This is a genomic window from Spiroplasma chinense, from assembly GCF_008086545.1.
GTDB classification, from domain to species: Bacteria; Bacillota_I; Bacilli_A; order Mycoplasmatales; family Mycoplasmataceae; genus Spiroplasma_A; species Spiroplasma_A chinense.
In genome coordinates, this window is the sequence record NZ_CP043026.1 from 381,571 (window position 1) to 408,513 (window position 26,943).

Annotated in this window: 26 protein-coding genes; 24 read left to right on the forward strand and 2 right to left on the reverse strand. The window is 28.1% G+C overall.

Going from position 1 to position 26,943, the window contains the following annotated elements:
- Positions 1 to 108 precede the first annotated feature (108 nt).
- The 4 genes from typA (at position 109) to eno (ending at position 5,050) form a co-directional block, all read left to right on the forward strand.
- Entirely contained in the window at positions 109 to 1,932 is a 1,824-nt protein-coding gene (typA, locus tag SCHIN_RS01745; RefSeq protein WP_166507917.1) for a translational GTPase TypA, read from the forward strand.
- 171 nt (positions 1,933 to 2,103) lie between these two features.
- Positions 2,104 to 2,514 (forward strand): hypothetical protein, encoded by a 411-nt coding sequence (locus SCHIN_RS01750; RefSeq protein WP_166507918.1) that lies wholly within the window; start codon positions 2,104 to 2,106, stop codon positions 2,512 to 2,514.
- Between the two features lie 75 nt (positions 2,515 to 2,589).
- Positions 2,590 to 3,516 carry a hypothetical protein gene (locus SCHIN_RS01755; protein ID WP_166507919.1) on the forward strand — a complete coding sequence of 309 codons (927 nt, stop codon included), beginning with the start codon at positions 2,590 to 2,592 and terminating at the stop codon, positions 3,514 to 3,516.
- Positions 3,517 to 3,697: 181 nt separating this feature from the next.
- Complete coding sequence (gene eno / locus SCHIN_RS01760) at positions 3,698 to 5,050, forward strand: phosphopyruvate hydratase (protein ID WP_166507920.1); 1,353 nt, start codon at positions 3,698 to 3,700, stop codon at positions 5,048 to 5,050.
- A gap of 140 nt (positions 5,051 to 5,190) precedes the next feature.
- On the opposite strand, the gene SCHIN_RS01765 is transcribed toward eno, so the two are convergent.
- Complete coding sequence (locus SCHIN_RS01765) at positions 5,191 to 5,952, reverse strand: class I SAM-dependent methyltransferase (protein WP_166507921.1); 762 nt, start codon at positions 5,950 to 5,952, stop codon at positions 5,191 to 5,193.
- A complete protein-coding gene (locus tag SCHIN_RS01770) occupies positions 5,952 to 6,281 on the reverse strand; it encodes a cupin domain-containing protein (RefSeq protein WP_166507922.1) in 330 nt (109 codons plus the stop codon). The genes SCHIN_RS01765 and SCHIN_RS01770 overlap by 1 nt, the downstream gene beginning before the upstream one ends.
- A 176-nt stretch (positions 6,282 to 6,457) precedes the next feature.
- Here SCHIN_RS01770 and SCHIN_RS01775 point away from each other — a divergent pair, with 176 nt between their 5' ends.
- The 20 genes from SCHIN_RS01775 to SCHIN_RS01870 all read left to right on the forward strand — a co-directional run bounded on the left by SCHIN_RS01775 (position 6,458) and on the right by SCHIN_RS01870 (position 26,920).
- Complete coding sequence (locus SCHIN_RS01775; protein ID WP_166507923.1) at positions 6,458 to 7,384, forward strand: phosphatase PAP2 family protein; 927 nt, start codon at positions 6,458 to 6,460, stop codon at positions 7,382 to 7,384.
- Entirely contained in the window at positions 7,377 to 7,799 is a 423-nt protein-coding gene (gene ruvX, locus SCHIN_RS01780) for a Holliday junction resolvase RuvX (RefSeq protein WP_166507924.1), read from the forward strand. Before SCHIN_RS01775 ends, ruvX begins: the two co-directional genes overlap by 8 nt.
- Positions 7,800 to 7,832: 33 nt before the next feature.
- A complete protein-coding gene (hpt, locus tag SCHIN_RS01785) occupies positions 7,833 to 8,399 on the forward strand; it encodes a hypoxanthine phosphoribosyltransferase (RefSeq protein WP_166507925.1) in 567 nt (188 codons plus the stop codon).
- Between the two features lie 36 nt (positions 8,400 to 8,435).
- A complete protein-coding gene (locus SCHIN_RS01790; protein WP_166507926.1) occupies positions 8,436 to 9,317 on the forward strand; it encodes a hypothetical protein in 882 nt (293 codons plus the stop codon).
- Positions 9,318 to 9,434: 117 nt separating this feature from the next.
- Positions 9,435 to 10,406: a 6-phosphofructokinase gene (gene pfkA, locus SCHIN_RS01795; RefSeq protein WP_166507927.1), complete on the forward strand. Its 972-nt coding sequence runs from the start codon at positions 9,435 to 9,437 to the stop codon at positions 10,404 to 10,406.
- Positions 10,407 to 10,430: 24 nt separating this feature from the next.
- Positions 10,431 to 11,888, forward strand: coding sequence for a pyruvate kinase (gene pyk, locus SCHIN_RS01800; RefSeq protein ID WP_166507928.1), 1,458 nt, complete (start codon positions 10,431 to 10,433; stop codon positions 11,886 to 11,888).
- Between the two features lie 334 nt (positions 11,889 to 12,222).
- Positions 12,223 to 12,987, forward strand: a complete 765-nt coding sequence (locus SCHIN_RS01805; protein WP_166507929.1) for a hypothetical protein — start codon at positions 12,223 to 12,225, stop codon at positions 12,985 to 12,987.
- Between the two features lie 49 nt (positions 12,988 to 13,036).
- Positions 13,037 to 13,624, forward strand: a complete 588-nt coding sequence (locus SCHIN_RS01810; protein WP_166507930.1) for a hypothetical protein — start codon at positions 13,037 to 13,039, stop codon at positions 13,622 to 13,624.
- The gene (locus tag SCHIN_RS01815; protein ID WP_166507931.1) at positions 13,609 to 13,959 is read left to right on the forward strand and encodes a hypothetical protein; all 351 of its coding nucleotides are present in this window, start codon (positions 13,609 to 13,611) and stop codon (positions 13,957 to 13,959) included. Before SCHIN_RS01810 ends, SCHIN_RS01815 begins: the two co-directional genes overlap by 16 nt.
- Positions 13,960 to 14,139: 180 nt before the next feature.
- A complete protein-coding gene (pyk, locus tag SCHIN_RS01820) occupies positions 14,140 to 15,576 on the forward strand; it encodes a pyruvate kinase (protein WP_166507932.1) in 1,437 nt (478 codons plus the stop codon).
- Between the two features lie 171 nt (positions 15,577 to 15,747).
- Positions 15,748 to 16,299, forward strand: a complete 552-nt coding sequence (locus SCHIN_RS01825) for a lipoprotein (RefSeq protein WP_166507933.1) — start codon at positions 15,748 to 15,750, stop codon at positions 16,297 to 16,299.
- Between the two features lie 192 nt (positions 16,300 to 16,491).
- Positions 16,492 to 17,037, forward strand: coding sequence for a lipoprotein (locus tag SCHIN_RS01830; protein ID WP_166507934.1), 546 nt, complete (start codon positions 16,492 to 16,494; stop codon positions 17,035 to 17,037).
- 163 nt (positions 17,038 to 17,200) lie between these two features.
- Positions 17,201 to 19,150, forward strand: coding sequence for a threonine--tRNA ligase (gene thrS / locus SCHIN_RS01835; RefSeq protein ID WP_166507935.1), 1,950 nt, complete (start codon positions 17,201 to 17,203; stop codon positions 19,148 to 19,150).
- Positions 19,151 to 19,176: 26 nt separating this feature from the next.
- Positions 19,177 to 20,220 (forward strand): formate/nitrite transporter family protein, encoded by a 1,044-nt coding sequence (locus SCHIN_RS01840; protein WP_166507936.1) that lies wholly within the window; start codon positions 19,177 to 19,179, stop codon positions 20,218 to 20,220.
- A 68-nt stretch (positions 20,221 to 20,288) separates the two neighbouring features.
- Positions 20,289 to 22,097 (forward strand): ABC transporter ATP-binding protein, encoded by a 1,809-nt coding sequence (locus tag SCHIN_RS01845; protein ID WP_166507937.1) that lies wholly within the window; start codon positions 20,289 to 20,291, stop codon positions 22,095 to 22,097.
- Positions 22,098 to 22,105: 8 nt separating this feature from the next.
- Complete coding sequence (locus tag SCHIN_RS01850; RefSeq protein WP_166507938.1) at positions 22,106 to 22,423, forward strand: PTS sugar transporter subunit IIA; 318 nt, start codon at positions 22,106 to 22,108, stop codon at positions 22,421 to 22,423.
- Between the two features lie 28 nt (positions 22,424 to 22,451).
- Positions 22,452 to 23,405, forward strand: coding sequence for an ROK family protein (locus SCHIN_RS01855; protein ID WP_166507939.1), 954 nt, complete (start codon positions 22,452 to 22,454; stop codon positions 23,403 to 23,405).
- 79 nt (positions 23,406 to 23,484) lie between these two features.
- The gene (locus SCHIN_RS01860) at positions 23,485 to 24,426 is read left to right on the forward strand and encodes a hypothetical protein (RefSeq protein WP_166507940.1); all 942 of its coding nucleotides are present in this window, start codon (positions 23,485 to 23,487) and stop codon (positions 24,424 to 24,426) included.
- Positions 24,427 to 24,431: 5 nt separating this feature from the next.
- Positions 24,432 to 26,618, forward strand: a complete 2,187-nt coding sequence (locus tag SCHIN_RS01865; RefSeq protein WP_166507941.1) for a PTS transporter subunit EIIC — start codon at positions 24,432 to 24,434, stop codon at positions 26,616 to 26,618.
- Between the two features lie 8 nt (positions 26,619 to 26,626).
- Positions 26,627 to 26,920, forward strand: a complete 294-nt coding sequence (locus SCHIN_RS01870; RefSeq protein WP_166507942.1) for a PTS sugar transporter subunit IIB — start codon at positions 26,627 to 26,629, stop codon at positions 26,918 to 26,920.
- The last annotated feature ends 23 nt before the right edge of the window (positions 26,921 to 26,943 follow it).

Sequence of the window (26,943 nt, forward strand, 5' to 3'; positions counted from 1 at the left end):
AGAAATACCTTTTTATTTTTTTATAAATGAAATATAATGACAAAAATTATGCTTTTAGCTCTAAAATTTGTTATGATTTTCTTGTTATAAAATTTTAGGAGAACAAATATGGATAAAAAAATCATTAATATAGCTGTTATTGCTCACGTTGATGCTGGTAAATCTACATTAGTAGATGCATTTTTAGGTCAATCAGGAGTTTTTAGAGCTAATGAAGAAATAAAAGAACAAGTTATGGATAGTAACGACCAAGAAAGAGAACGTGGAATCACAATTTATTCAAAAAACTGTGCAATTGAGTACAACGATTACAAAATTAATATCGTAGATACTCCTGGCCATGCTGATTTTTCAAGTGAAGTTGAAAGAATTATGAAAACTGTTGACACAGTTATTTTGCTTGTGGATTCAGCAGAAGGACCAATGCCACAAACTAGATTCGTTCTTTCAAAAGCATTAGAACTAGGGTTAAAACCAATCTTATTGATTAACAAAATTGACAAAAAAGACCAAAGAGCATTAGAAGTTGTTGATGAAGTTCTAGAATTATTTATGGAATTAGATGCAAACGACGAACAAATGGAGTTCCCAACATTATTTGGAACTGCAAGAGAAGGTAAAGTTCAATATTCAATGGATGAACCAAGTGATAACTTAGTTCCTTTATTTGAAACAATTATTAAACAAGTTGGAAATTACCCAATTGAATTAGCACAAGAACCAGTTCAATTACAAATTTCATCACTTGCATATGATTCATTTATTGGAAGACTTGGAATTGGAAGATTATTTAAAGGGGTATTAAAAGAGGGACAACAAGTTTCTATTTCAAAAAATGATGGTTCAATTACAAAAGGGAAAATATCAAGTTTATTTATTTACCAAGGACTTAAAAGAGTTGCTGTAAAAGAAGCTCAAGCAGGAGAAATTGTTGTTATTGCAGGTATTGCTGACTTAACAATTGGAGATACAGTATGTTCACCAGACAATATTGATGCATTACCTCCAATTATTATTGAAGAACCAACAATGAGTATGAACTTCTTAGTTAATACTTCACCATTTGCAGGTAAAGTTGGTAAATATGTTACAACAAGAAATATCAAAGAAAGATTAGACAAAGAATTGGAAGTTAATGTTGGATTAAAAGTTGACGCATTAAGTGATTCTTCAGCTGATGGATTTAAAGTATTGGGAAGAGGAGAACTTCACTTATCTGTTCTTATTGAAACAATGAGAAGAGAAGGTTTTGAACTTGGAATTTCTAGACCAGAGGTTGTATTTAGAATTGATGAAAAAGGTAATAAACTTGAACCTATGGAAAAAGTTATTATTGATGTACCATCAGAATATTCAGGAACAGTTATTAACAAACTTAACCTAAGAAAAGGTATGATGCAAGACATGGATAGTGATGGAATCAGAGATAAAGTTACTTACATAGTTCCAACTCGTGGATTAATTGGATTCAAATCAGAATTTACAAACGATACTCGTGGAGAAGGAGTTCTTGTTAAATCATTTATTGGTTATGAAGAATACAAAGGAAGTATCGAAGGAAGAAACAACGGTGCATTGGTTTCAATGGCAAACGGAGTTACTTTACCTTATGCTTTAGGTAACTTAGAAGAAAGAGGTATTTTATTTGTTGGACCTCAAGTTGAAGTTTATGATGGAATGATCATTGGACTTCACTCAAGAAGTAACGATTTAGAAGTTAACCCAACAACAGGTAAAAAACTTACAAATACAAGATCTAGTGGTACTGATGATTCAGTTAAACTTACACCAGCAAGAAAATTCACTTTAGAAGAAGCTTTAGAGTTTATTGAATGAGATGAATTGGTAGAAGTTACACCAGAAGATGTAAGATTAAGAAAAAAATGACTTTCAAGCAATGAAAGAAAACAACATAGAAACGATCCTCACTAGGATTGTTTTTTTATATCCAATAAATGTTATACTCATAAAGAGCGATAATTGTTTTCATACTAATTAACAATGTTTAATTATTAAAATGAAGATGATTAAAGAAATAGTGTTTGTTTAGTTAATAATACGAGTTTTAATAATTTTTTATCAATTGAAAGACGGTGATAAAAAATGAATAATTCAGAATGATATGTTAATAGTTTTAGATTTAATAAATTTTACAAATTATGTATATTAATATCATTTTTAGCATCTATTAGTTTAATTTCATTAATTTTTTTACAACTGTTTCTTTTTAAAGGAACAAATAGTAATGTCTTAATTTATATTATGCTTGGTTTTTTGGTTCTTTCAGAACTATTTGGATTGGTTTCTAGGTACTTTTACTTTAGAATAATCAAATTCAAATCTAAACCTTGTTCAAAAATTGTTGTTTTTTCAAAAATAGCATTTTTAATACCTGTGATTAATTATGTTTTTTGAATTTTTATAGTTTCTATAAAACAAAGACAATTAATGAATAAATATGTGGATTTAAACAGAAATAGAATTTATAAATCAATTATAAAAAACTATAAATAATAACATCTTTTATATAATTTTTCTTTTAAGGCTTTTTCCTATAAAATATTTTTATATGAAAGTGAAGGATGTATTATGGAAGAAAAAAATATCAACTACCCTTTTAAAGAGGTAGTTGAATTAGAAAATGAAATTTTTGATAATAAAAAAATTTTAAAAAGAAATTCAACAACAAAATCAAGAAGTTTCTTATTTTGGACTTATATGGTTTTTTTCATATTTTTTGTGTTTATTGGTGGAATAATAGGTATTTTTGCTTACCTATATTCAGATCCAAACAGATTTATGGACCACTTCTGAGTATTTTTAATTTTTATCCCTTTAGCATTGTTGGCAAATATTTTTCCCTGAACAACTGTATTTTTATTAAGATATAGAAGTTTTGCAAAAGTAAATCCACCTAGTGTAGAGGAAATAATCAAAAAAATTGATGTAAAAGAAATTTACAACAATGTGGTTAAAAGAAATTTTAATGAAACAGATTTAAGAATAGATGAAATAAAACAAATTAAAGGTGTAAATGATCAATATCAGTATCTTTTAGAAAATAAGGATGTTGAATTTAGAGATTATGAAGATTTAAGAAGACAAAAAGTATTTGAAGAAGATGAAATGTTATTTACATATAAAGGTGAAAAATACAGATTTAATAATAACTATGAATGTCAAAAGAAAAGTTATTACTCTTTTGGGTTTGCAATATTTGCATTTCATATTAAATCATTCTTCTTCAATATCCCTGTAAGTCATGAACAAGAAAATTCAAGATATAATCCATTAAGGTGAGTAGCTTATGGATTACCTACATTGGTTAGAAATTATAAATATAAGGTAACTATTACAAGATTGAGTGATAATAAAAAAGTTACTATTAATAACGTGGATTATGAAAAAATAATGTTTAATTTTGATGGATGTGCTTCTTTAGATGAGGCTAAATTTATAGAAAGAAAAGTTAAAAACAATATAAGTTTTATTATTTCAAATATGAAAAAGTTTTAGATTATTAACACAAGAATATTTTATTCTTGTTTTTTTTGTTGTCGAAAAGTTAGTGTTAAAGTAGTTATTCCCATTTACCAGTCAAAAAATATATGCATTTAAGTAATTGATTAATTTTGTAAAAAAAATGAAAAAGTGTTAAAAATTAGAGTTATGATTATAGGGAAAAGGAGATAATAATATGTCAAAAATTGTTAACGTAGTTGCACGTGAAGTATTAGACTCACGTGGATTTCCAACAGTTCAAGTTGATGTTACAACTGAATTTGGTGGATTTGGATCAGCAAAAGTTCCTTCAGGAGCATCAACTGGTTCAAGAGAAGCATTAGAATTAAGAGATGGTGATAAAGCACGTTTCAACGGAAAAGGTGTTTTAAAAGCAGTTGCTAATGTAAATGATAAAATTGCAGACGAAGTAATCGGATTAGAAGTTACAGATCAAGTAGCTATCGATACTGCAATGTGTAAATTAGATGGTGACGATTTCAAAAAAAACTTAGGAGCTAACGCAATCTTAGGTGTTTCATTAGCAGTAGCTAAAGCAGCAGCTGATGAATTAGAATTACCATTATACAGATACATTGGGGGAACAAACGCAAGAAGATTACCTGTTCCAATGTTAAACGTAATTAACGGAGGAGAACATGCAGATTCTGCAATCGACTTCCAAGAATTTATGATTATGCCTGTTGGAGCACCAAGTTTCAAAGAATCATTAAGATGAGCTTCAGAAACTTTCCAAGCATTAAAATCATTATTACACTCAAAAGGTGATATTACAGCTGTTGGAGATGAAGGGGGATTTGCTCCTCACTTCCAATGAGCATACAAAGAAGAAACAATCGAAGCTTTCAAAGCTAAAACTCCAGCTGAAATTGCATTAGACTTATTAGTTGAAGCAATCGAAAAAGCAGGATACAAAACTGGAAAAGATGGAATTATGATTGCAATGGATTGTGCAAACTCAGAATTATACATCGATGGAAAATACCACTTCAAAAAAATTGAAAAATTAACAGGTCAAGATTGATCATTAACAACAGATGAAATGATTTCTTACTTAGATAAATTAGTAGATACTTACCCAATTATTTCAATCGAAGATGGATTAGCAGAATCAGACTGAGATGGATTCCAAAAACAAGTTAAAACAATGGGACACAAAATCCAAATCGTTGGGGATGACCTATTTGTTACTAACCCAAAAATTACAGCAGAAGGTATTGAAAAACATGCTGCAAACTCAGTTTTAATTAAATTAAACCAAATTGGTACTTTAACTGAAACAATTGAAACTATTCAAATGGCTCAAAAAGCTGGTTGAACAGCTGTTACTTCACACCGTTCAGGTGAAACTGAAGATGCAACAATTGCTGACTTAGCTGTTGCTCTAAACACAGGACAAATTAAAACAGGTTCAATGTCAAGATCTGATAGAATTGCAAAATACAACAGATTATTAGAAATTGAAGCTGAATTAGGTGAAGCTGCAATTTACGATGGTTACAAATCATTCTACAACTTAGCTAAATAATTTAATTTATAAACTTCAACCATTGGTTGAAGTTTTTTTATTTCAAAAGACAATTGAAATATACATGCTGATAGGCTTGAAAAAGAGATTCTATAGTATATTGATTCGAATAGATTAAAGTAAAAAAAATCTAGTTTTAACTAGATTTTTTGTTTGAAACTTGCAATAGCTATAAAGCCTAAATGTTTCTTATATTTCTTAAATACATTTCTCATCGTTTTGAACTGAACTTTATTTTCCTTTTTAAATGCATTTCTTATTATTTTAAAAGTGTTTACTATTCCTTCATCTTTGATTAGACCTCTTGGTGTTAAAAGTGTCATCTTTCCACAAGTGTATTTGATTTGACCAAAACCGTTAGATTCTAATAAAAATAGTCACTCATCAACAGTTTTTGGTTCTACACTTGTGTTTATAGTTTCTGACATTTCTTTTATAATCTGTTTTTGAAGTTGTATATCATTTGTAAGTAAACAAATATCGTGATTTAAAAGAACTCCGTTATCTTTTAAAACTCTATTATATTCTTTTAAGGCTGTTATTTTTGAGTTTTGATTTAGCATTGTTAACATAGCTTCATTAAAAATAACATCAAAAGTTTCATTTGAAAATTCAAGTTTAAAAGCATTTCCGGGAGAAAAAGTTAAGTTTTTATATTTATTTTTTTTACTGTTTTTAGCTTGCTCTAGGGCAAACAAATCTTTATCAACAGCTGTTATGATTGAATTATATTTTCTTGCAAGTTCAAATGAAGTGGTACCCTTATTGCAACCAACTTCTAAAATATTTTTGTTATTTAAGTTGGTTTGTTTTTTTAATCAATTTGTAGCTTTGACTCCTCCGGGTCTTAATCTCTTTTTACCTAATTTAGATAAAAATACGTGTCCCATAATCTTATTCATTAATTTGTTTCGTTTAAAATCAAAAGTATTTTAAAGTCTTCTAATGCATGAAGTGAATGAACAATATTTGCAGGCATTAAAATTGAATCATCTGTTTTTAACAAATATTCTATTTTATTAATTATTACTTTTAATTTTCCATCTAATACGATAAGTAAGGCATCTTTTGTAGAAGTGTGATCGCTAATTTCTTCGTTTTTTGCTACAGAAAAAAGAGTTATATTTGTATCTTTAGAATTTGTAATAGTTTTACTAGATATTTGACCTTCTTTATAGTTGATACTGTCTTTTAAATTTATAATTTGACTGTATTCTATATTTTTAAACATGTTTTTTTTCATCCTCATTTCTTGACTTAAATATTCTACTATAAATGTAAAGGTGAAAATTTTCATAGAAAATTTTGTTATAAAAAGTAAAGAAAATAGTTACAATTAGACTTATAGAAAAAAGTTATTTTTATATTAAATAATTTATAATATAAGTTATTAAAAGGTGAAAAAATATGTTTGAAAATAAAAAGAAAACAAAATGATATTTAATAGGTATTTTATATACAATAATTTTTGCTGCATTTGTAACATTTATCTTTAAGGACTATTTAATTTCTAAATTAGTTGTGGAAAATATGGCAAATAAATCAGATTGATTAAAACATAGTTTTGATATGTATGGAGTGATTATCTATATTATTCCAATTTATACAATTATTTTTTATGCAACATTATACTTATTTAATTTAAAAAAAGTTAGTTCGAAATGAGTTATTTCAATTGAAACTATAATTTCAATCATTTCACTAGTTATTATAATTTTGGCTTCAATGGAATTTGAATGATTCAAGACTAAAAATGAACAAAATTCAATTGAAATAATATCTGCATTAATTTGATATTTTATTGTTTTAGCTTATATGGTTTGTCTTCAAAGTTTCACTTATAAAGAAAAATTACATACAAATAAGGAATTTTTAAATGAAATTATTGTTAAAACAATTTATGCTGCAATAATGGTTGCTTTAGCAATGTTAAGTGTAGAGATTTTAAAAAACATTTTTGGAAGACCTAGACCAAGAGAAATTTTTGCAACAGAAGATCCAAAATCATTGTTTAAGTATGCATTTGAAATTAACTTTACAAAAACTAGAAGTAAAAGTTTCCCTTCAGGACACACAACAAGTGCAGCAACCATGCTTGCAATGTTATTTTTCATAGATTTTAATAAAAATAAAACTCAATATCTTTTATTGTTTATAGTATCTTGAGTAGGAATTATTTTAACAGCTATTTCAAGAATAATGATTCTTGCACATTTTGCAACTGATGTTACATTTGCAATAATGATGTCTGGAGCATACTTCTTAGCTGCTAAACCAATAGGAGATAAAATCATACAAAGAATTCAAAAAAGAGGAGAAAAACAAAATGGCTAAATATATTGGATTAGATTTAGGAAGTAAAACTATAGGTGTTGCTACAAGTGAAGGTTATTTTGCAAATACAAACTCTACAATTAGATTTGAAGAAGATAATTTTGAACAAGCCTCAGAATTATTAGACCAATTCTTAAAAAAAGAGGGTTATGAAAAAATAATAATTGGTTTACCTAAAAATATGGATGGAAGTTCTGGACATAGAGTAGATATGGTAAAAGAATTTATAGATGTATTTTTAGATAAAACTGATATAAAACAAGAAGATATTGTAGAGGTTGATGAAAGATTAACAACAAGAATGGCTAAATCAATTATGATTGAAGCAAATTTAAGTCGAAAAAAACAAAAAGTAAATAAAGATCAATTAGCGGCAAAATTAATACTAGAAACTTTTTTACAACAAACTAGATAACTCAAATGTGTTAAAATTTTTATGGAGGACTTTATGAAACACGAACTAGTAAAAGAAATCTTATATACAAAAGAACAAATAGATGTTCGAACAAAAGAGTTGGCAGAAGAAATTTCAAAATTTTACGAAACTCAAGAGGTTAAGGATAATACAGTTATCTTAATTGGGCTTTTAAAGGGTTGTGTACCTTTTATGGCTAATTTCTTGAATAACTTTACATATGAATGTCAAACTGAATACATGGTAGTTTCATCATATTTAGGTGGAACTAAAACATCAGGTGAACCAAAAATTAACTTAGACTTAAACTTATCAATAAAAGATAAAACTATTTTAATTGTTGAAGATATTGTAGACTCAGGATTGACTCTTGATTATGTAAAAAAATACCTTTATTTCAAAGGAGCAAGAGATGTTAAAATTTTAACAATGCTTGATAAACCAGAAGGTAGAAAAGTTGAAATGAACGTTGAATGAAGTGGTTTTACAATCCAAAATCAATTTGTTATTGGTTATGGTTTAGATTACGAAGAAAGACTTAGAAATCTACCATATGTTGCAATTTGTGATACAGACAAATTGAAGGATTGAAAATGATAAATGCATTCAGGTGCATTTTTTTATTAGGAGAATAATATGAAAAAAGAAAGTTTAAAAAAAGAAGTTAAGATACTTAAAGAATTTAAAAAACGAATTAAAGAAATTTATGTAGAAAATAAGTTTCTAAAAATTAGTTTTAAAGTTAATGTATTTTTATTTTATATTGTTGCTTTATCTGTTATTTTACAAGCAACTGTAATTTCTAACCCAATTTTTAACTTTGTAAATATAGGGTTTTCAGCTTATATTTTATTAAATTTTACTATTATTGGATGATTTTCAACAGAGTTTTATTATAAGAGATTAAAGGTCTTTGAATTTGATATAGAATTAAACAAAAATAAATCATCAATTTCAAGAATAATTGACCTATCATCACCAAGTTTTATTTTTCACAGTATTTTAATTAGTTTTGCTTCAGTTTTAATTTTTGTATTTCAATTACTTACTACTTTTGAAGAAATAACAATTGTTGGTGAAATTGGAATAATTGCAATACACTTATTATTGATCCCAGCTTTTGTAAGAATGTTTGAAACAATCTTAGAAGTTATGGATAGAATGAAAAAACTTATGAATCACTATTTAGTAAGTCAATTTGAAAGTATGGCATATCTATTTGATGATGCTAAATTTGATAAAAACTACACTCACCTAATATTTGAAGAATATAATTTAGTATCAAGAAATAGTATTTTCTTAGTACTTGCAAAACATTTCAGTGATGAAGATAAAGAAGAAATAAAAAGAATAAATGAATTAATTTTAGAAAGATATAAACACCTTTGAATGGTATATACAGAGTTATATAGATTATTTAGAGATCAAAAAAACTTTGAAAACAAAAGACTTATGAAACTTTTAAGAATTAATTTAATTTCATTCCTATATATTTGAGAAGACTTCTTTAAATTTTAAAATAAACGTCAAATTAAACCAAGTTTTTAGGCTGGGTAAAATATTGATGTTTATTTTTTTTACATTTTTAATGTAAAAACCCCATTTGTTATATAATCTACATATGGAGGCAATTGTATGATTAAAAAAATAGGTGTTTTAACATCTGGAGGAGATGCTCCGGGTATGAATGCTGCAATTGCAGGTGTTATAAAAGCTGCAATTGCGAAAGGAATAGAGCCTTACGTTGTAAAAGACGGTTATAAGGGTCTTGTTAACAAACAAATAGAAAAAGTAGATAGTAAATTTGCTTCTGACATCATTTCAAAAGGTGGAACTATTATTGGTTCTGCTAGATTTGTTGAATTTAAAGATGAAGAAGTAAGAAAAGTGGCAGTTGAAAATTTAAAAGAAATTGGAATTGAAGCATTAGTAGTAATTGGTGGAGATGGAAGTTATCAGGGAGCTGAAAAACTTACACAATTAGGTATTAATTGTGTGGGTTTACCAGGAACAATTGATAACGATATTGTTTCATCAGACTACACAATTGGATTTGATACAGCTTTAAATACTGTTGTTAGATCAATTGATGCAATTCGTGATACTATGAATTCTCACAACAGATGTAGTGTTGTTGAAATCATGGGAAATGCTTGTGGAGATTTAACTCTATATGCAGCAACAGCAACTGGTGCTGAAGTATTTTCAACAAAAGAAAGTTTTTTAACTGAAGAAGAAATTTGTTTAGAAGTTAAAAAAATGGCAGACGCAGGAAAAAGAAGTGTGATAGTTGCTATTGCAGAAAAAATGTATCCAGATGCTCATAAATTGGCAGAAAAAATAGAACAAGCATCAGGTTATGTTACAAGAGCAACAATTCTTGGACATGTTCAAAGAGGAGGAATTCCTTCAGCAATGGACAGATATCTTGCAACAACAGCTGGAGTATTTGCTGTAGAACAATTGGTTGAAGGTAAAGGTGGATTATACATTGGAATGAGTGAAAATAAACTTGTTGCAAGAGATATTAATTCAACTCTAAATATGCCAAGAAAAGATCAAACAAAAGAATACGAACAGTTAAGAAAAATTAACAAAGTATTATAATTTTAGAAAGACAGGTTATATTATATGTTACAAAAAGAAATAGAATTTTATGAACCAAGTGAACTTAATAAAAAAATAAAAAGAACCAAAGTTGTTACAACTATTGGACCAAGCACAAACACAAAAGATGATATGAGAAAATTATTTGAAGCTGGAATGAACGTTATCAGATTAAACTTTTCTCATGGTAGTCAAAGTGAACATATTGAAAAAATTAAATCAGCAAGAGAATTAAGAGAAGAATTAGAAAAACCAATTTCAATCCTTTTAGATACTAAAGGACCTGAAATCCGTGTTGGTAAAATGATTGATGGAGCTCAAGAAGTAAAAGCTGGAAGTGATATTAGAATTTATACTACTGAAAAAGAATATGCTTCAAGAGAATGTAAAGCTACAGAAATGACAGTATCTTACGATATGAGTGTTGACTTAAAAGCTGGAGACACAATTCTTGTAGATGATGGAAAGTTAACATTAAACGTTTTAAATGTTGAACCAGGACTTGTAAATTGTAGAGCTTTTAATGCTCATACATTAAAAACAAACAAAAGAATTAACTTACCAGGTGTTGACTTCTCTTTACCTTTCTTAAGTGCTAAAGATGTTGATGATATTAGATTTGGAGCAAAAAATGGTATTGACTATATAGCAGCTTCATTTGTAAATACAGCTCAAAACATTAAAGATATTAAAAAAATCTTAAAAGAAGAAAATGCAGAACACATTCAAATTATTTCAAAAATAGAATCTAAAATTGGTATTTTAAATATTGATGAAATAATTGAAGAAGGTGATGGAGTTATGGTTGCTCGTGGAGATTTAGGATTAGAAATTCCTTTTTATGAAGTACCTTACTGAGAAAAACAAATCATCAGAAAATGTAGAGCAAAAGGAAAACAAGTTATTGTTGCAACTCAAATGTTAGAATCAATGACAGACAATCCTCAACCAACAAGAGCAGAAGTTACTGACGTATACTACGCTACTGAAATGGGAGCAGACGCTACAATGTTATCTGGAGAATCTGCAGCTGGAATTTATCCTTTTATTACAACAGAAACTATGTCAACAATTAACAAACGTGCTGAATTAAGTTTTTATGGAAAAATCTATTATGATAGAGCTTTAGAAGTTGCTAGAAATTCAAGTTCTGGTAAAAGAGCTCAAATAGCTGACGAACTTTCAAATATTACAAGAAATGGTAAATATGAATTTGCAGTAGTTCTTTCAAGAACTGGTGAATTATTAAAAACAATTTCAAAATTTAGACCAAACGTAACTATTTTAGGAGTTTGTGAAACTGAAAAATTATGAACTGCATTTGGTGCATGACATTCAATCTTTATGAACAAAGTAGATTCAATTGATGAAGCTATTGCAAATCCTTCAGTGATTTCAGAAATTGCAAGATCTTGAGGAGCTAAAAAAGGTACTGAAATTTTAGTTGTTAGATCTGAAGAAATTAAAATTGTAACAGTGTAATAAAACTAACCAAAATAACAAGAAGTTTGTAAATGATTTAGAACTAGAACAATCTAGAGCGTTTAAAAATTATCTTCTTTGGATTTTGATATAAACAACCTTAAAAAAGTTGTTTTTTTTGTATAAAAATAAGGAAATTTTTCTACTTATTTATAATTATTTAAAAAAATAAAAAAATTAAGTTTATAATAAAATTATTAATAAACATTACAATTATCAATTGATTGGTTGCTTGCTAGTGTGACAAAAGTAGAGATAAGTCATTTTTTTCCACTTTACAATTAAATATAAATACTAATAATTATGAATTAAATAAAATAGGAGGTATTTAAATATGAAAATAGTTTTGAAAAGTTTTGCATCATTGATTGTAACTTTTTCTGTTGCAACTAATGTTGTATCGTGTGGTGCTCGAATAATAGATGTTGATATAAATAAAGATAATGGAGATAAGTCAATTTCATTATACGAGTATTTAGGAGATACTAGAAGAATACTGATAGATACTAATGAAGCTTCCATTAACGGAAGTTTTAGTGAAGAAAGAGCAATAGAAATACTTCAAGAAAGAATAAGATTAGAAATACATTCTGATTTTAATAAAGATTTATTTAATTTTAATCACATTTATGGCCTTGTGTCAGATGGATATATTTTAGTTAGTCCCAAAGATGGTAAGAGTGGCTTTGATCAAAATAGCAAGGCATATTATTATATTTTAGGCATCCACTCAGAACCATATGTCCCAAGCGTATCGGGAAAATTTTCATGATGAGTGATTGATGCCTATTCAAAAATTATGAAAGATAAATGTTTATTTTTGAAAAACAAATATTTAAGTGAGGGTCATTATAAGGTAGAGTCAAAGATCTATCAAGAATATTTAAGAAGACAAATTCAATACCAAATGTTAAGAGTAATTTTAAGTAAAATTGAAGTATCTGGTGATAAACCGGAAGATGGTGAACTAACGCAAGGTATTGAAATAGAAGAAATAGTATTGGATAACCTTTATAAAAGTTTAAAAGATGAATTGCTAGAAGAAACACTTTATGATGTAGAACGAATAATAAATTATGCAAAAAATTTCATTATATAACAAAATAAAATTTGTAATTTGGTTGGTGGTCGGGCGAAAGAGGAAATGAATGAAAAAATTAATGAGTATAATTGGTGCGCTTGGTATTTTAATAACCGGAGCATCTCAAAGTTGTCTTTATATGAATAATAATAAGGAAGAATTTTTACGAGAAAGTAATAAAATTTCTAGAAAAATAAATTTATCAGAACAAAAATTTGAAAAAGTTGAACTTGATATAGAAGGTGTAAAAGATATTGCAATTATAGAAATTGTCGCAATACAAAATTTGATAGAAAAACCTAATAAAACTCCAATTCAAGCAGATTTTTTAAGACATTATTTAGAACAAAAAGAACAATATGTAACTCTTGGGGCTATAAGTGTTTTGCCAAAAGTTGGTCAAAAAATTACTTTTAACTATAATGTTGTAGCATTACCAAGTAATTATCAGTATTCGGGAATTGCTAATTTTACTATTATATTAACTAACTCTGGGATTCAAACAGAAATCCCTTTAGAAGCAAATGAAAATATTTCTTACTCTGATAATTATAGATTATGAACGGGAGGGTGAGTGTGAGACTCATATACTTCAAATAAAAAATTTGCTGTTGTTAATTGAAGAAAATTTGCAGATACTTGAACAGAATTTTAAATATTTTTTCACTAGGAATTAATAAACAAGTTATTAAATTTGATATTAGGGCGAATGCAGCTACTGATTTTTATGCTTCGCAATCAATTAACACCACAATAGAAGTGAATCTAACAAATATAACTGAAAAGAAAACTAAAATTGAGGGGGTTGGACAATATATTGATATTTACGGAACTGTGGGTACTTCTAAAGTGGAAGCTAGTTTCGTGTCATCTATTTATAGAGATAACACATTTATTTATGTAGAATTTGACTTCCATTTAGGAATTGGGGCAGCTGCAACAAGATATGTGAGCATGAAAGCTGAAGCAGATAATCTAAGATTTAGTTAAATTTTTTAAAAATAAGGAGTGGTTGAATAAGTAACAAGATTACAAAAAAAGAATTATTGTTATTTTGATTATTTAAATTAAACCTAAGAAATAAGCAAGATTGCTTATTTTTTTGCTTTTTATATAAACATTACCTTCAAAGTGTTATAATTTTTTTGATACAAAAAAGGAGAAAAAAACATGAAACTATATAACTTAGAAGATAAAGTTAAAAGAACCAAAGTTATTACAACAATTGGACCATCTGTACACTCAAAAGAAGCTTTAAAAGAATTATTTGAAAAAGGGATGACAACAATTCGTTTAAACTTCTCACATGCTGATTTTGAAGAACATGGAGCAAGATTTGAGTGAGTTAAAGAATTAAGAAAAGAAATTAACAAACCAATATCAATCCTTTTAGATACTAAAGGACCTGAAATTCGTGTTGGTAAAATGAAAGACGGGAAACAAGAAATTAAAGCTGGAACTGAAGTTACAGTTTACACAAACCCAGAAGAATTTACAACAAGAGAATGTGGACCTACTGAATTACAAATGTCATATGACATGTCACAAGATGTTAAAGTTGGAGATAAAGTATTAGTAGATGATGGAAAATTAAACATGACAGTTACTGATGTTAAACCAGGACTTGTTATGTGTAAAGCATTTAACACACACTTAGTAAAAAACAACAAACGTGTTAACTTACCAGGAGTTGACTTTACATTACCATTCTTAGCAGAAAAAGATTACAATGATATCAAATTTGGAATTAAAAACGATATCGATTATGTAGCTGCATCATTTGTAAATACTGCAGAAAACGTAAAAGAAATCAGAAACTTATTAAAAGAAAATGGTGGAGAACACATCCAAATCATTTCAAAAATCGAATCACAAATCGGAATTGACAACATTGATGCAATTATCGATGCAAGTGATGGAATCATGGTTGCTCGTGGAGATTTAGGATTAGAAATTCCTTACTACGAAGTACCTTACTGAGAAAAACAAATCATTAGAAAATGTAGAGAAAAAGGTAAATTAGTTGTTGTTGCAACTCAAATGTTAGAATCAATGACAGATAACCCAGCTCCAACTAGAGCAGAAGTTACTGACGTTTACTATGCTACAGAATTAGGATCAGATGCTACAATGTTATCTGGAGAATCTGCAAACGGAGATTACCCATTCATTACAACTGAAACTATGTCAACAATTAACAAACGTGCTGAAATTGAATTTTATGGAAAACTATACTATGAAAAACAATTAGAAAACGCAAGAAAAACAACATCAGGAAAAAGAGCTGACATTGCAAATGAATTAGCAAACAAAGCTATTGATGGAAAATACGAATATGCAGTTGTTGCATCAAGAACTGGTGAATTATTAAAAACAGTTTCAAAATTCAGACCAAACGTAACTATTTTAGGAGTTAGTGCTGAAGAAAAATTATGAACAGCATTTGGTGTATGACACTCAATCTTTATGAGTAAAGTTGAAAACTTTGATGAATTCTTAACTGATGAAAAAGAAATTTCAGAAGTTGCAAAATCATGAGGAGCAAAACCAGGAGAAAAAATCCTATTTGTAAGAAACGAAGACATTAAAGAAATTACTGTTGCTTAATTTTAAAAAATAATTATATTGTTTAAAAAGACTTGAAAGAGTCTTTTTTCTTTTGTTTAAATACATCAGGTCTTTAAAAATTAATTTTACTTATTATTATTATTATTATTATATTATTAGGGTGTAAGGCAAAGTGATGTTTGTCTGAATGAGTAAAGGAAGAAGAAAATTATGAAAAAAATATTAAGTATTTTAGGCTCAACTTTATTGGTGGTGCCAGGAACAACATCAACAATTTCTTGTGGTCCGCCAAAAAAGGATAGTAATAAATTAGAAGATATTATAAAAGTAACTGACTTAGGAGAATTTGATTCATTTTTGGATATAACTATCAGTAAATCAACTCTTTACGATAGATTTGTTGAACTAAACAATAAGATTGAACCTGGTGATGTGTTATTGTATCTTTTTGATGATAGTTCTGCATATATTGTTCCCGACATTTTTTCAAATAAAACTGGAAGGGTTAAAATAACCTTTACAGTTAAACAAGAAAATTCGTTAAAAAGTTTTATCACACAAACTGATTTGGGTACAATTGAGAATAAAAAAAGCGAAACAATTATTAATAAATTAAAAGAGTTAAATCCTCAAATAGATGAGCTGGAATATCCAAGTATTCGTGTAGATAACACTTTTGATTTATTTGAAGATAGTCAAACCATTTCTAACAGAGGTTTTGAACAACCAGGAGTGGTATCAGTAACTTTCAAAGTAGGATAAAAAAATATAGATATCAAAAACACTTAACCACTTATTAAGTGTTTTTTTACTGTCGATTAAAGTAATTTTTAAATAACGATGTTAAATACAACAGGTCTTTAAAAATCAATTTACTTATTATTATTATTATTATATTATTAGGGTGTAAGGCAAAGTGATGTTTGTCTGAATGAGTAAAGGAAGAAGAAAATTATGAAAAAAATATTAAGTATTTTAGGCTCAACTTTATTGGCAGTGCCAGGAACAACATCAACAATTTCTTGTGGTCCGCCAAAAAAGGAAAATAAGTTAGAAAATCTTATAAAAGTAACTGACTTAGGAGAATTTGAAAATTTTAGAAGTCTAATTGGTAATGTGGATATAGAGGAAAGACTTATGGAATTAAACGAAGATCTCGAAAATTGATATTTTTCGTTATACATTATTGACGATAGTTCAGCATATGTTGTTCCAACTAGTTTATCTAATAAAACAGGTATGGTTAAAGTGACTTTTACTATTAAACAAGAAAATGAGTTCAAGAATTATGTTACACAAACTAATTTGGGTAACATAGAAAATAATGAGAAGAAAACAATTATTAATAAGTTTAAGGAGTTAAATCCACAAATCGATGACCTAGAATCTCCATATATTACCGTTGAGAATGAATTTAATTTATTTGAAGATAGTCAAACCATTTCTAACAGAGGTTTTGACCAACCAGGAATAGTATCAGTAACTTTCACAGTAGGATAAAAAAATATAGATATCAAAAACACTTAACCACTTATTAAGTGTTTTTTTACTGTCAATTAAAGCAATTTTTAAAAAAATATGAATTTTTAAAAATTAATGTATAATTTTTATGGTTGTAAATTTAAGAAAATAAATAAACATATATTAAGAAAGGAAAGTAAAAATGAAAATCACTTTATTAGATGGACAAGTTAAAAGTTATGACGAACCAAGAAAAGTTCTTGACATAGCTGGAGACATTGCCACAAGTTTAAAGAAGAAGTGTGTGGGAGCACTTATTAACGGAAAGGAAGTAGTTCCTTCTGAAGCAATGATCAATAGAGATTGTAAATTAGAATTAATTACTGAAAGACACGAACTTTTCAGTAGAGTTGTAAACTATACTGCAAAATTAGTAACATGTCTTGCTTTAGAAAGAGTATTTCCTGAAGGTGAAGTTGTACCTTACGAAGATAATTTAGACACTGATGAATTTTTTGCTTTCTTTGATTACGAAAAGGGATTAAAGTTTGACGATTTAAAAGAAGTTGAACTGGAAGCAAATAAAATAATTAAGGAAAGTTTAGAATTTAACTTCAATACTACAAGTCTTGAAGGATATGTTGAAGAAATGAAAAAAACAGGTTCAAGTGAAGAATTTATCAATTGAACTTTAGATTTAAATGAAAAAAGTTATATTAAATTAGCAATAGGGGTATTGGGTGGTGTTCCATTCTTAGCTCGTTACGCAACACTTGCAAAAACAAGTGATCTGTTTAAAATAGAATTCACACAATTAACAGGAGTATCTGTTGAAAATGGTGATGTACAAAAATCTATTTATAAAATTCATGGTTTAACTGCAATTAGTGAAAAAGACTTTAAAGAATTGGTAGAAAAAATAGAAGAAATTAAAGCAAGTGATCACAAAAACATTGCAAAAAATTTAGAAATTTATCACTTAGATCCTTTAATTGGACAAGGATTACCAATTTGATTACCAAATGGTGCAGTTTTAAAACAAGAAATAAAAAAATATTTAATGGAAAAAGAATTTGAATATGACTTTATTCAAATTGAAACTCCAGTAATTGGAACTTCAGATTTATATAAAACATCAGGACACTGAGAACACTATAGAGATGATATGTTTGCTCCAATGTTCTTACCAAAAGAAGAAATGGTTTTAAAACCTATGAGTTGTCCACACCACATTAGTGTATACAACTTTAAACCAAGAAGTTACAAAGACTTACCATTAAGATTTGCAGAACATGCTTTACAACATAGATACGAATCTTCTGGAAGTTTAACTGGTTTGGAAAGAGTTAGAGCTATGGAACTTACAGATTCACATATCTTTGTAAGACCAGATCAAGTAAAAGAAGAATTCAAAAGATGTTTCAACTTAATTCAAGAAGTATTGGCAACTTTTGATATTAAAGTGGACTATTTATCTTTATCTTTAAGAGATCCTAAAGATAAAGAAAAATACTTTGATGATGATAAAATGTGAAACAATGCTGAAAGCGAATTAGAAGATGTGTTAAAAGAAATGGATTTAGAATACAAAAAAATGCCAGGTGAAGCTGCATTCTATGGACCTAAATTAGATATTCAAGCAAAAACTTCAATTGGACATGAAATTACTGTTTCAACTATTCAACTTGATTTCTTGTTACCACAAAAATTTGATTTAAAATACATTGGACCTAAAGGGGAAAATGAAAGACCAATTATGATTCATAGAGGATTGGTTGGAACTTATGAAAGATTTGTATCAGTTCTTTTAGAACAAACAAAAGGTGTTTTACCTTTATGATGTGCACCAAAACAAGTACAAATAATACCTGTAAATATCGTTGCAAACTCTGATTATGCAGAACAAGTTAGAGTTGAATTGAGAAAAAATTTAATTAGATCTGAAATTGATAAAAGAGATGAAAGATTAAGTTACAAAATTAGAGAAGCACAAGTTAGAAAAGTGCCTTATCAATTAGTTCTTGGTGAAAACGAACAAAAAAATGGAACTGTAACATACAGAACCTATGGAAGTGAAGAACAAATTACTGTTAGCTTACAAGAATTTATCGATAAATTAAGAGAAAAAATAGATAGAAAAGTTTATGGTTAAACACTATTAAAATAGGAGAAATAACAATGAATAAAAAGTCTGTAAAAATACAAGATGAAATAAATCAACTTGAAAAAGAAGATTTTAGTGTCTTGGATAAAGAGCATGGATTTATGGTTGCTGGAATACTTGGAGGTTTTTCAGCAGCCATTCATAAAATGGAATACTTGTTTATTAAACAAATTCTACTTGGTGTACTTGGAGGAATTATTTTAGCTGCAGGTTATACAGCTGTTGTATTTGCTACAGTAACTAAACCAGGAATGGATCCAATCTTTTTAGGAATTCTTTTCCCAGGATGTATTATTACTATTACATTCTTAGGAGGAGGTTTATACACTTCTCATGTTGTGTCAACAATTCCAACAATTAAAAAAACAATCTTTGTTGAAGATTATTTAAAAGGAATACTTGGTGTTTTATTAGGAAACTTTTTAGGAACATTATTCTTTGTAATAATCTTTACATTAGCAGGTGCCCACACAAATAGTGCTGTTTTTGCAAAAGCATATTCAATGGGTATTCATAAAATGTTTGAAGCTGGAGAAAGCAATAGTGCAAAAACAATTGTTATTTCAGTAATTGCAGTATTTGCAAGTGGTATTTTGTGTAACATTATGGTTTCATCAACTTTACCATTAACTAGTGCTTCTAAAAATACTTTAGCTCCATTCTTCTTGTTCTTATTCCCAATAGCATTCTTTGTTATTTCAGGATATCAGCATGCCCCTGCAAATACTTTCTTCTTGTGAATGATGATTTCAGAAAACATCTTTCACTTTGGAAGTGATGCACTTCAAAATACATATCACATAAATGAACAATGAGTTGATATTGTAAAATACATATTTATCAATTTAATTCCTGCAATTTTAGGTAATTGAGTTGGTGGAGCAATCATACTTCCTGGAATTTTACACTTAATTAATAGTGATATTACAAATGTTTTCTTTAAAAAAGAAAGATTAAAATTTTTAAATCACCAATTAGGTAGAATTCAAGAAAAAGAAGAGGCTAAAAAACTTAAATTAGAACAAAAAGCTAAAAACAAAAGTGTAAAAAAACTTTAAAAAATATAAAACTCTAATATCTTTTAGAGTTTTTGTTGTATAAAATTAGAGTTAGAAAGCGTGATATTATGGCTGAGAAATTTAGCTCTGAAAAAGCATTTAGTAAAAAGAAAATGTTTGCAACAATTAGAATGATTGGAGAAGGAGTTAAAAACTATCCTATCAATTTCTTTTTCTTGGTTTTTGTAAATATTTTTGAATCGATTTTTTTCTCAACCACAACAATAGTTGTAAGAGAAATGACAGAAGCTATTAATAATACCGTAGATCAAACAAGTCAATTTTGAGGCATGAGTATTCACTGGACAGTTTGAATATATATTGGGATAGGTTTTTATCTATGTTTGCTTTTCTTTGACTTCTTTACAAACTTTTTATCTCAATTATTTGCAAAGAAATTAGAAATTCATTTAAGACAAAAAGCACTATCACATATTGTAAATATTGATATTAGTTATTATTCTAAAAATCAAATTGGTTTAATAATGTCAAGAATTATAAATGATACAGAAAATGTGGGTAGCGCGTTTAATGATTTCTTTTTAAATTTAATATATATGATTGCAAGTATGACAACCACTTTAATTATTATGTATTCAATTGATGTTAAATTAGCTTCAATTGCAACAGGTTGATTATTCTTTATGTTTGCAGTTATTTGAGTTATTTTTGTTTATTATAGACGTGCATTGATAACTGCAGTTGATGTAAGACAATCAATTGATGCAGATATAACTGATAGATTAATAAATGTAAGATTAATTAAATCATCTGGTTCTGAAATTAGAGAAACAAATAGAAATATTGATTTACATAAAAAATACGATACAAAACAACAAAAAGTTATTGGATGACAATCTATTTTGGTTGTTTTTAATAATGCTATGGCTTGAATGTTACCGGCATCTATGGTTATGATTTCGGTTTTAATGTATGAAAGTGTAAAAACACCAGCAGAGCTTTCTGTGATAATCACAACCTTTACTTCTGCTAGTTTTAACTTACTTACTAACCTAATGGTTCTTACAATGACTATGAGGGGTATGACAAGAGCTGCAAATTGTACTATGAGATTGAATTACATTTTTGATGCTAAATCAATTATGGAATTTAGCGATGAACCTATAAAAATTGATTCGATTGACAGTGTAGAGTTCAAAAATGTAGGTTTTTCATATCCTGAATCACCTAAAAATCAAATATTACCAGAAATAAACATAAGTTTTGATAAAGGAAAAAGTTATGCTTTTGTTGGTGAAACAGGGGTTGGTAAATCAACGATAGCTAAAATGTTACTTAGATTTTATGATGCAACAAAAGGCGAGGTTTTGATCAATAATATTGATATTAAAAAGTTAGATCTACCAAATTACTTATCTCTTGTTGGTTATGTTGAGCAAGAACCTCAAATTCTGTATGGCACTATTCTAGAAAATGTTATGTATGGTTTAAAAAACGTTGATAAAAAGGACGTTATTGAAGCATGTAAAAAAGCAAAATTGCATTCTTATATTGATACTTTGCCAGATAAATATGATACAATTTTGGGAGAACGTGGTTTTATGTTTTCGGGGGGTCAAAAACAAAGACTTGTTATTGCAAGGTTGTTTTTAAAAAATCCTCAATTACTTATTTTAGATGAGGCAACAAGTGCTTTGGACAATATTGTTGAAAAAGAGATCCAAAAAGAACTTGATGAACTTATGAAAAATAGAACAACGATTGTTATCGCACATAGGCTAAGCACAATCAAAAACGTTGACAATATTATAGTTTTAGAACGAAATATTGGAATAGGGCAAATTGGAACATTTGATAAATTAAAAAATGAACCGGGAAGGTTTCAAAAATTATATAAATATGGTTTATTAAAATAGGAGGTTTTATGGAAATAGATTGACAAGATATTTCTATGCAAATTATTACCCATTCTGGTACTGCAAAGACTAACGCAGTAATGGCTATCAGAAGTGCAAAAGAATTCAATTTTTCAAAGGCAGAAGAATTAATTGAGTCAGCTGAAACTGAAATGAACAAGGCGCACAATGCGCATATGGACATTGTGGTTCATGAAGCACAGGGAAATGATTTAGAGTACAAATTGTTATTTGTACATGCAGAAGACCAACTATTAAATACACAAACCATAATATTATTGGCAAAAGAAATGATAGAAATGTATAAAATAATCGAAAAAAAATAATATATTGAAAGTTAAAGGGTGAGTTAAAATGGCTAAAGCATTTACAATAGATTTAGGAGCAACTTCTGCAAAATGTGCTTTTTTTGATAACGATAAAGTTATTGCAAAATTTACATTTAGTACAAATCCAAGAGAAAACCTATTAGAAAACATAGGTAAAGAAGCAAGAGAAGTTGCTGAAAAAAATAACATTGATATGGATAATTTAGACTTTATAGGAATTGCAGTTTGTGGTATTGTTGACAATGCAGAGGGTAAAGTTATCTATTCAACAAACTTAGGTTGAAGAGATTATCCTGTTAAAGAAGAAATGACAAGAATATTTAAAAATGAAAAAGTTGTAGTATTGAATGATGCAAAAGCTGCAACGTTTGGTGAATGAAGTAAAGGGTTAAAAAAAGTACCTGATTCAATGGCTTTATTTACAATAGGAACTGGTGTTGGTGGAGGAGCTATCTTCAACGGGCGACTAGTTTTTGGAGATAACACTGGACTTCCAAGTGAACCTGGACATGGTGGTGGATTCCAAGATGAAATCCAATGTGGTTGTGGATTAAAAGGATGTATAGAACCTATTTCATCTGCTTCAGGAATTGAAAGAGAATTAATAGCAAAAGCTAAAGTTTCAACTGGACCTCTAGGCGAAAGATATCAAAAATTAGGAGATAATATGCATATTAAAGATATTGCAGATTTATTCCAAGAAAAAGATAAAGATGTAATTGCTGTGTTCTACAAAGCTTTAGAACCATTAGCAAAAATAATTTCTGTGATTATTCACTTCTTTGATGTGTCTATGATAGTTATTGGTGGAGGACCTTCAAATTTAGGAAAACCATTATTAGATCTATTGAAAAAACAAGCAGCAAATTATGTTTTACCAGATTTCTATGAACGTTTAAACATTGTTCAAGCTTCATTAAGCGATTTAGTTGGAGCTTGAGGTGTTTATGAATACGGTAAAGCTGAACTGAAATTCTAAAAAAATAAAACAAAATGTTTTGTTTTTTTATTTGTAAAGTTTAATTTATTTATATAAAATTTAGATAGTGAGGTTAATTATGAAAAGAATGCTAAGTTTATTAGGGTCACTTCTTTTATCAGCTAACATTGCAGTGGTTTCTGCAAATGTTGTTTCGTGTGAAGGAAGATACTCAAGACAAATAAATAATATTGTAAATAATGATAGAGAAATATATTTTGGTAAAAAACAATATGATTGAAGAGACATAAAAGAAAAAGATGGTACTTATCAATTGATAGCTAAAAATACACAATATTTTGACGACATAGCAAAAGAACCTCAAAAGTTTTATGATTTCACAAAAACAGTTTTAAAAGATTATGAAGAAGCAAACACTTGATTTGAATCACTAATAGCTGGAAATAAATTGTCTGCATGAAAAACAATAGTTCTAAGAGATGATCAAGAAATAGGAAATACATCATTTGAATTGAACTATGAGTTGGAAAATGAAATATTAGATTTTCTTGAAGATGAAATTATTACACCAGAATTTCAAGTTAATATTGCAAAATTGGCAGTAGCTAAAAAAGCATATACTTTGTTAATGGAAATTAAAAGTTATACTGAAAAAATTTCAGCAAATATAATTGGTGACGAAGAGGGAAGTTTGACTTCAAGAAACGAATGAGAAATAACTACTTTAATAAAGAAATCAGAAGTAAGTCTTGAAAGAAGTTTATTTGTACCTCTTTTTAAAACAATTAGTTTAGGGGTAATTAAATCTAGAGGAACAAGTCAAACTAAAATTAAGTTTGACCCAAGATTAGTTAGATACTTACAACCAGGAACGTTTGATGTTGAAGGAATTAAAGATGCTTATGATGATTTCCCTGGTAAAGAGGGCGACGAGGATTATATTAATGAAAGTGAATTATTCAACTATGCTGTTGCTTATAACAACTTAATTGAGAAAGTTTCGTTATTTGCATACGGAAAAAATACTGTAAGTGATATTGTTAAGGAAATAGGAGACTAATAAATATGGAAAAATATGCTAAATTCCCAGAGATAAATAGTCTCTACAATACAATTATTCAAAATAAACAAACTTACAAGAAAAATACTCAAGATATAAAAGAATCTAGAAAAATTTTGTCTGCAAAAAAACATAAAGCAAAAGATATCAAACATCATTTTAAAAAAATTATGCATGGTAAAATTAATGAACTTAAAAATGAATTCAACATTAATTTAACTGGATCTAAATATGTAAAAAATGATATTGATGCTATGTATGAAAAATACAACAATGAAGTAACTCTATTAAAACAAAGTTATAAAGAAAAAACAGAGTTAAGAGTTAATAAAGCAAATGATGAGATTAAATCAATTGAATCTGCTATTAAAGTTATGAAAGAAAAAAACAAAGCTCTTTCAATCAAAAACAAAGAATTAAAAATTACTATCAAAGATAAGTGAACACAACTTGAATCAGTAAGAAATGAAAAAGATATCGAACTAAAAAACGATGTAGTCGTTGCTGCGAAAATTTTTGCTGATAAAAAAGCAGAATTTAAGCAGAAATATATTGATGATAGAAACAAAATGATTGAAGAATTTAAAGTTGAAAACCCTGAAATAAAGAATTTCAATTCAATTTTAAGAAAGCAAACTAAATCAAGATTAAAACCATTTAAAAGCGACGATGAGCGCAAAGTTTATGAATTAACAGTGGCTCTTAATCAGTTGGCGATTCAATTTAAAAACAAAGTATCTTTCCAAAAGAAAATGTTTAGAGATACTAAACTTGAAGTTAGATACAACAAAGGAAAAGGTAAACCTCTTTCATTTAAAGTGTTTATTGATAACACAACAAAAGCTGCAGGAGCATTTTCAAATAATAAATTTATTTCTGCTTTAAGAGGAGGTTTCTTCTCAATTATGCCTTTGGTTATAGTTGGTGCTGCCTTTATTCTTATAAATAACATTATCTTATCTGCTGCAAACGGAGGATTATTCAACTTCTTTGTAATGGATATAGATTCATTAAATGTTTTAAACCAACTAAAATCAATTGGTGTTAACATTTGAAATGGTACATATGCATTTTATGCATTATTACTAGGAGCTGCAATTGCATATCATTTAGCACCATACTATAAAGTTAATAGTTGAGGGGCTGCTATGCTAACATGTGCGTCAATTGTTGTTATGAATACAACAATATTCTCAGACCTTACTTCAATGGGAAGTTCTGGAATGTTTACTGCAATATTGGTAGCTTTCTTATCAACTGTTATTTATGGAAAAGCATCAGAAAATGAAAAACTAAAAATCAAAATGCCTGAATCAGTACCTGATGGAGTGGCAAAATCATTTAATAACTTAATTCCTTATGCATTAGTTTTAATTATGTTCTCACTAATGGCATTTACAATTGCAGAAGTTGGACTGTTAATTGGAGATATTAAAATTGGAAATGAAGTTAGAACATTTAGTACATTCAACGAATTAATTGTTGTTGTTGTACAAAAACCTTTAGTTCATGCGGTTTCTGGATTTGGTGGAATGGTTACAATTGTATTCTTCTGACAAATTCTTTGATTTTTAGGAATTCACGCTTCTGGAATACTTTCACCAATTGTAGAACCAATACAATTGACAGGACTTATCCAAAATCAAGAAGCACTAGCTATTGGAGCTGATCCAAAATATGTATTTACAAATCCATTTATGAATAACTTTATTCACTTAGGTGGAACTGGGGGAACCATTGCTTTAATAATTGCTATATTTGTTTTCTCAAAAAGAAGTGATTGAAGAGCGATGGCAAAAATCACAATAATACCTGCACTATTCTGTGTTAACGAACCTTTAATGTTTGGATTACCAATAGTATTGAACCCAATACTATTAATTCCATTTGTAATTGGACCGTTAATAGCTGGAATGTTTGCTTACTTTGCAACAGTCACAGGTATGATGAGTTACACATCTGTAATTGTTCCATGGACAACCCCACCAATCATTGGAGGATTCTTATCCACAAAAGATGTCTGGGGTGGAATAGTTGCGCTGATTAACTTTGGAATATTGTTGAGCGTTTATACTCCATTTGTTTTACTTGCAAATAAACTTGAAAAACGCGAATTAATGACTAAATATAAAAATATTGATTTACCAGGAATGGTAATTCAAGACAAAATACAAACAAATATAATTGCTTAGGAGGAAAAATGAAAAAAATTTTACTAGCGTGCTCTGCTGGAATGAGTACATCAATTCTTGTGAAAAAAATGCTTGATGAAGCATTTGAGCAAGATATTGAAGTTGAAATTAAAGCAACTTCAGTATCAGAGGCAAAATTAATTGGAGATAATTGAGACATAGTTTTAATTGGACCACAAGTTGCATATGAATTAGATGGACTAAAAAGTGCACTTACAAAACCAGTATTTACAATCGATCAAACTTTATATGCTAAAGCTGATGGACAAAAAGTTTTAGAATTTGCAATGTCAAATATCTAATAACAAACTTAAAAACTCTTGTA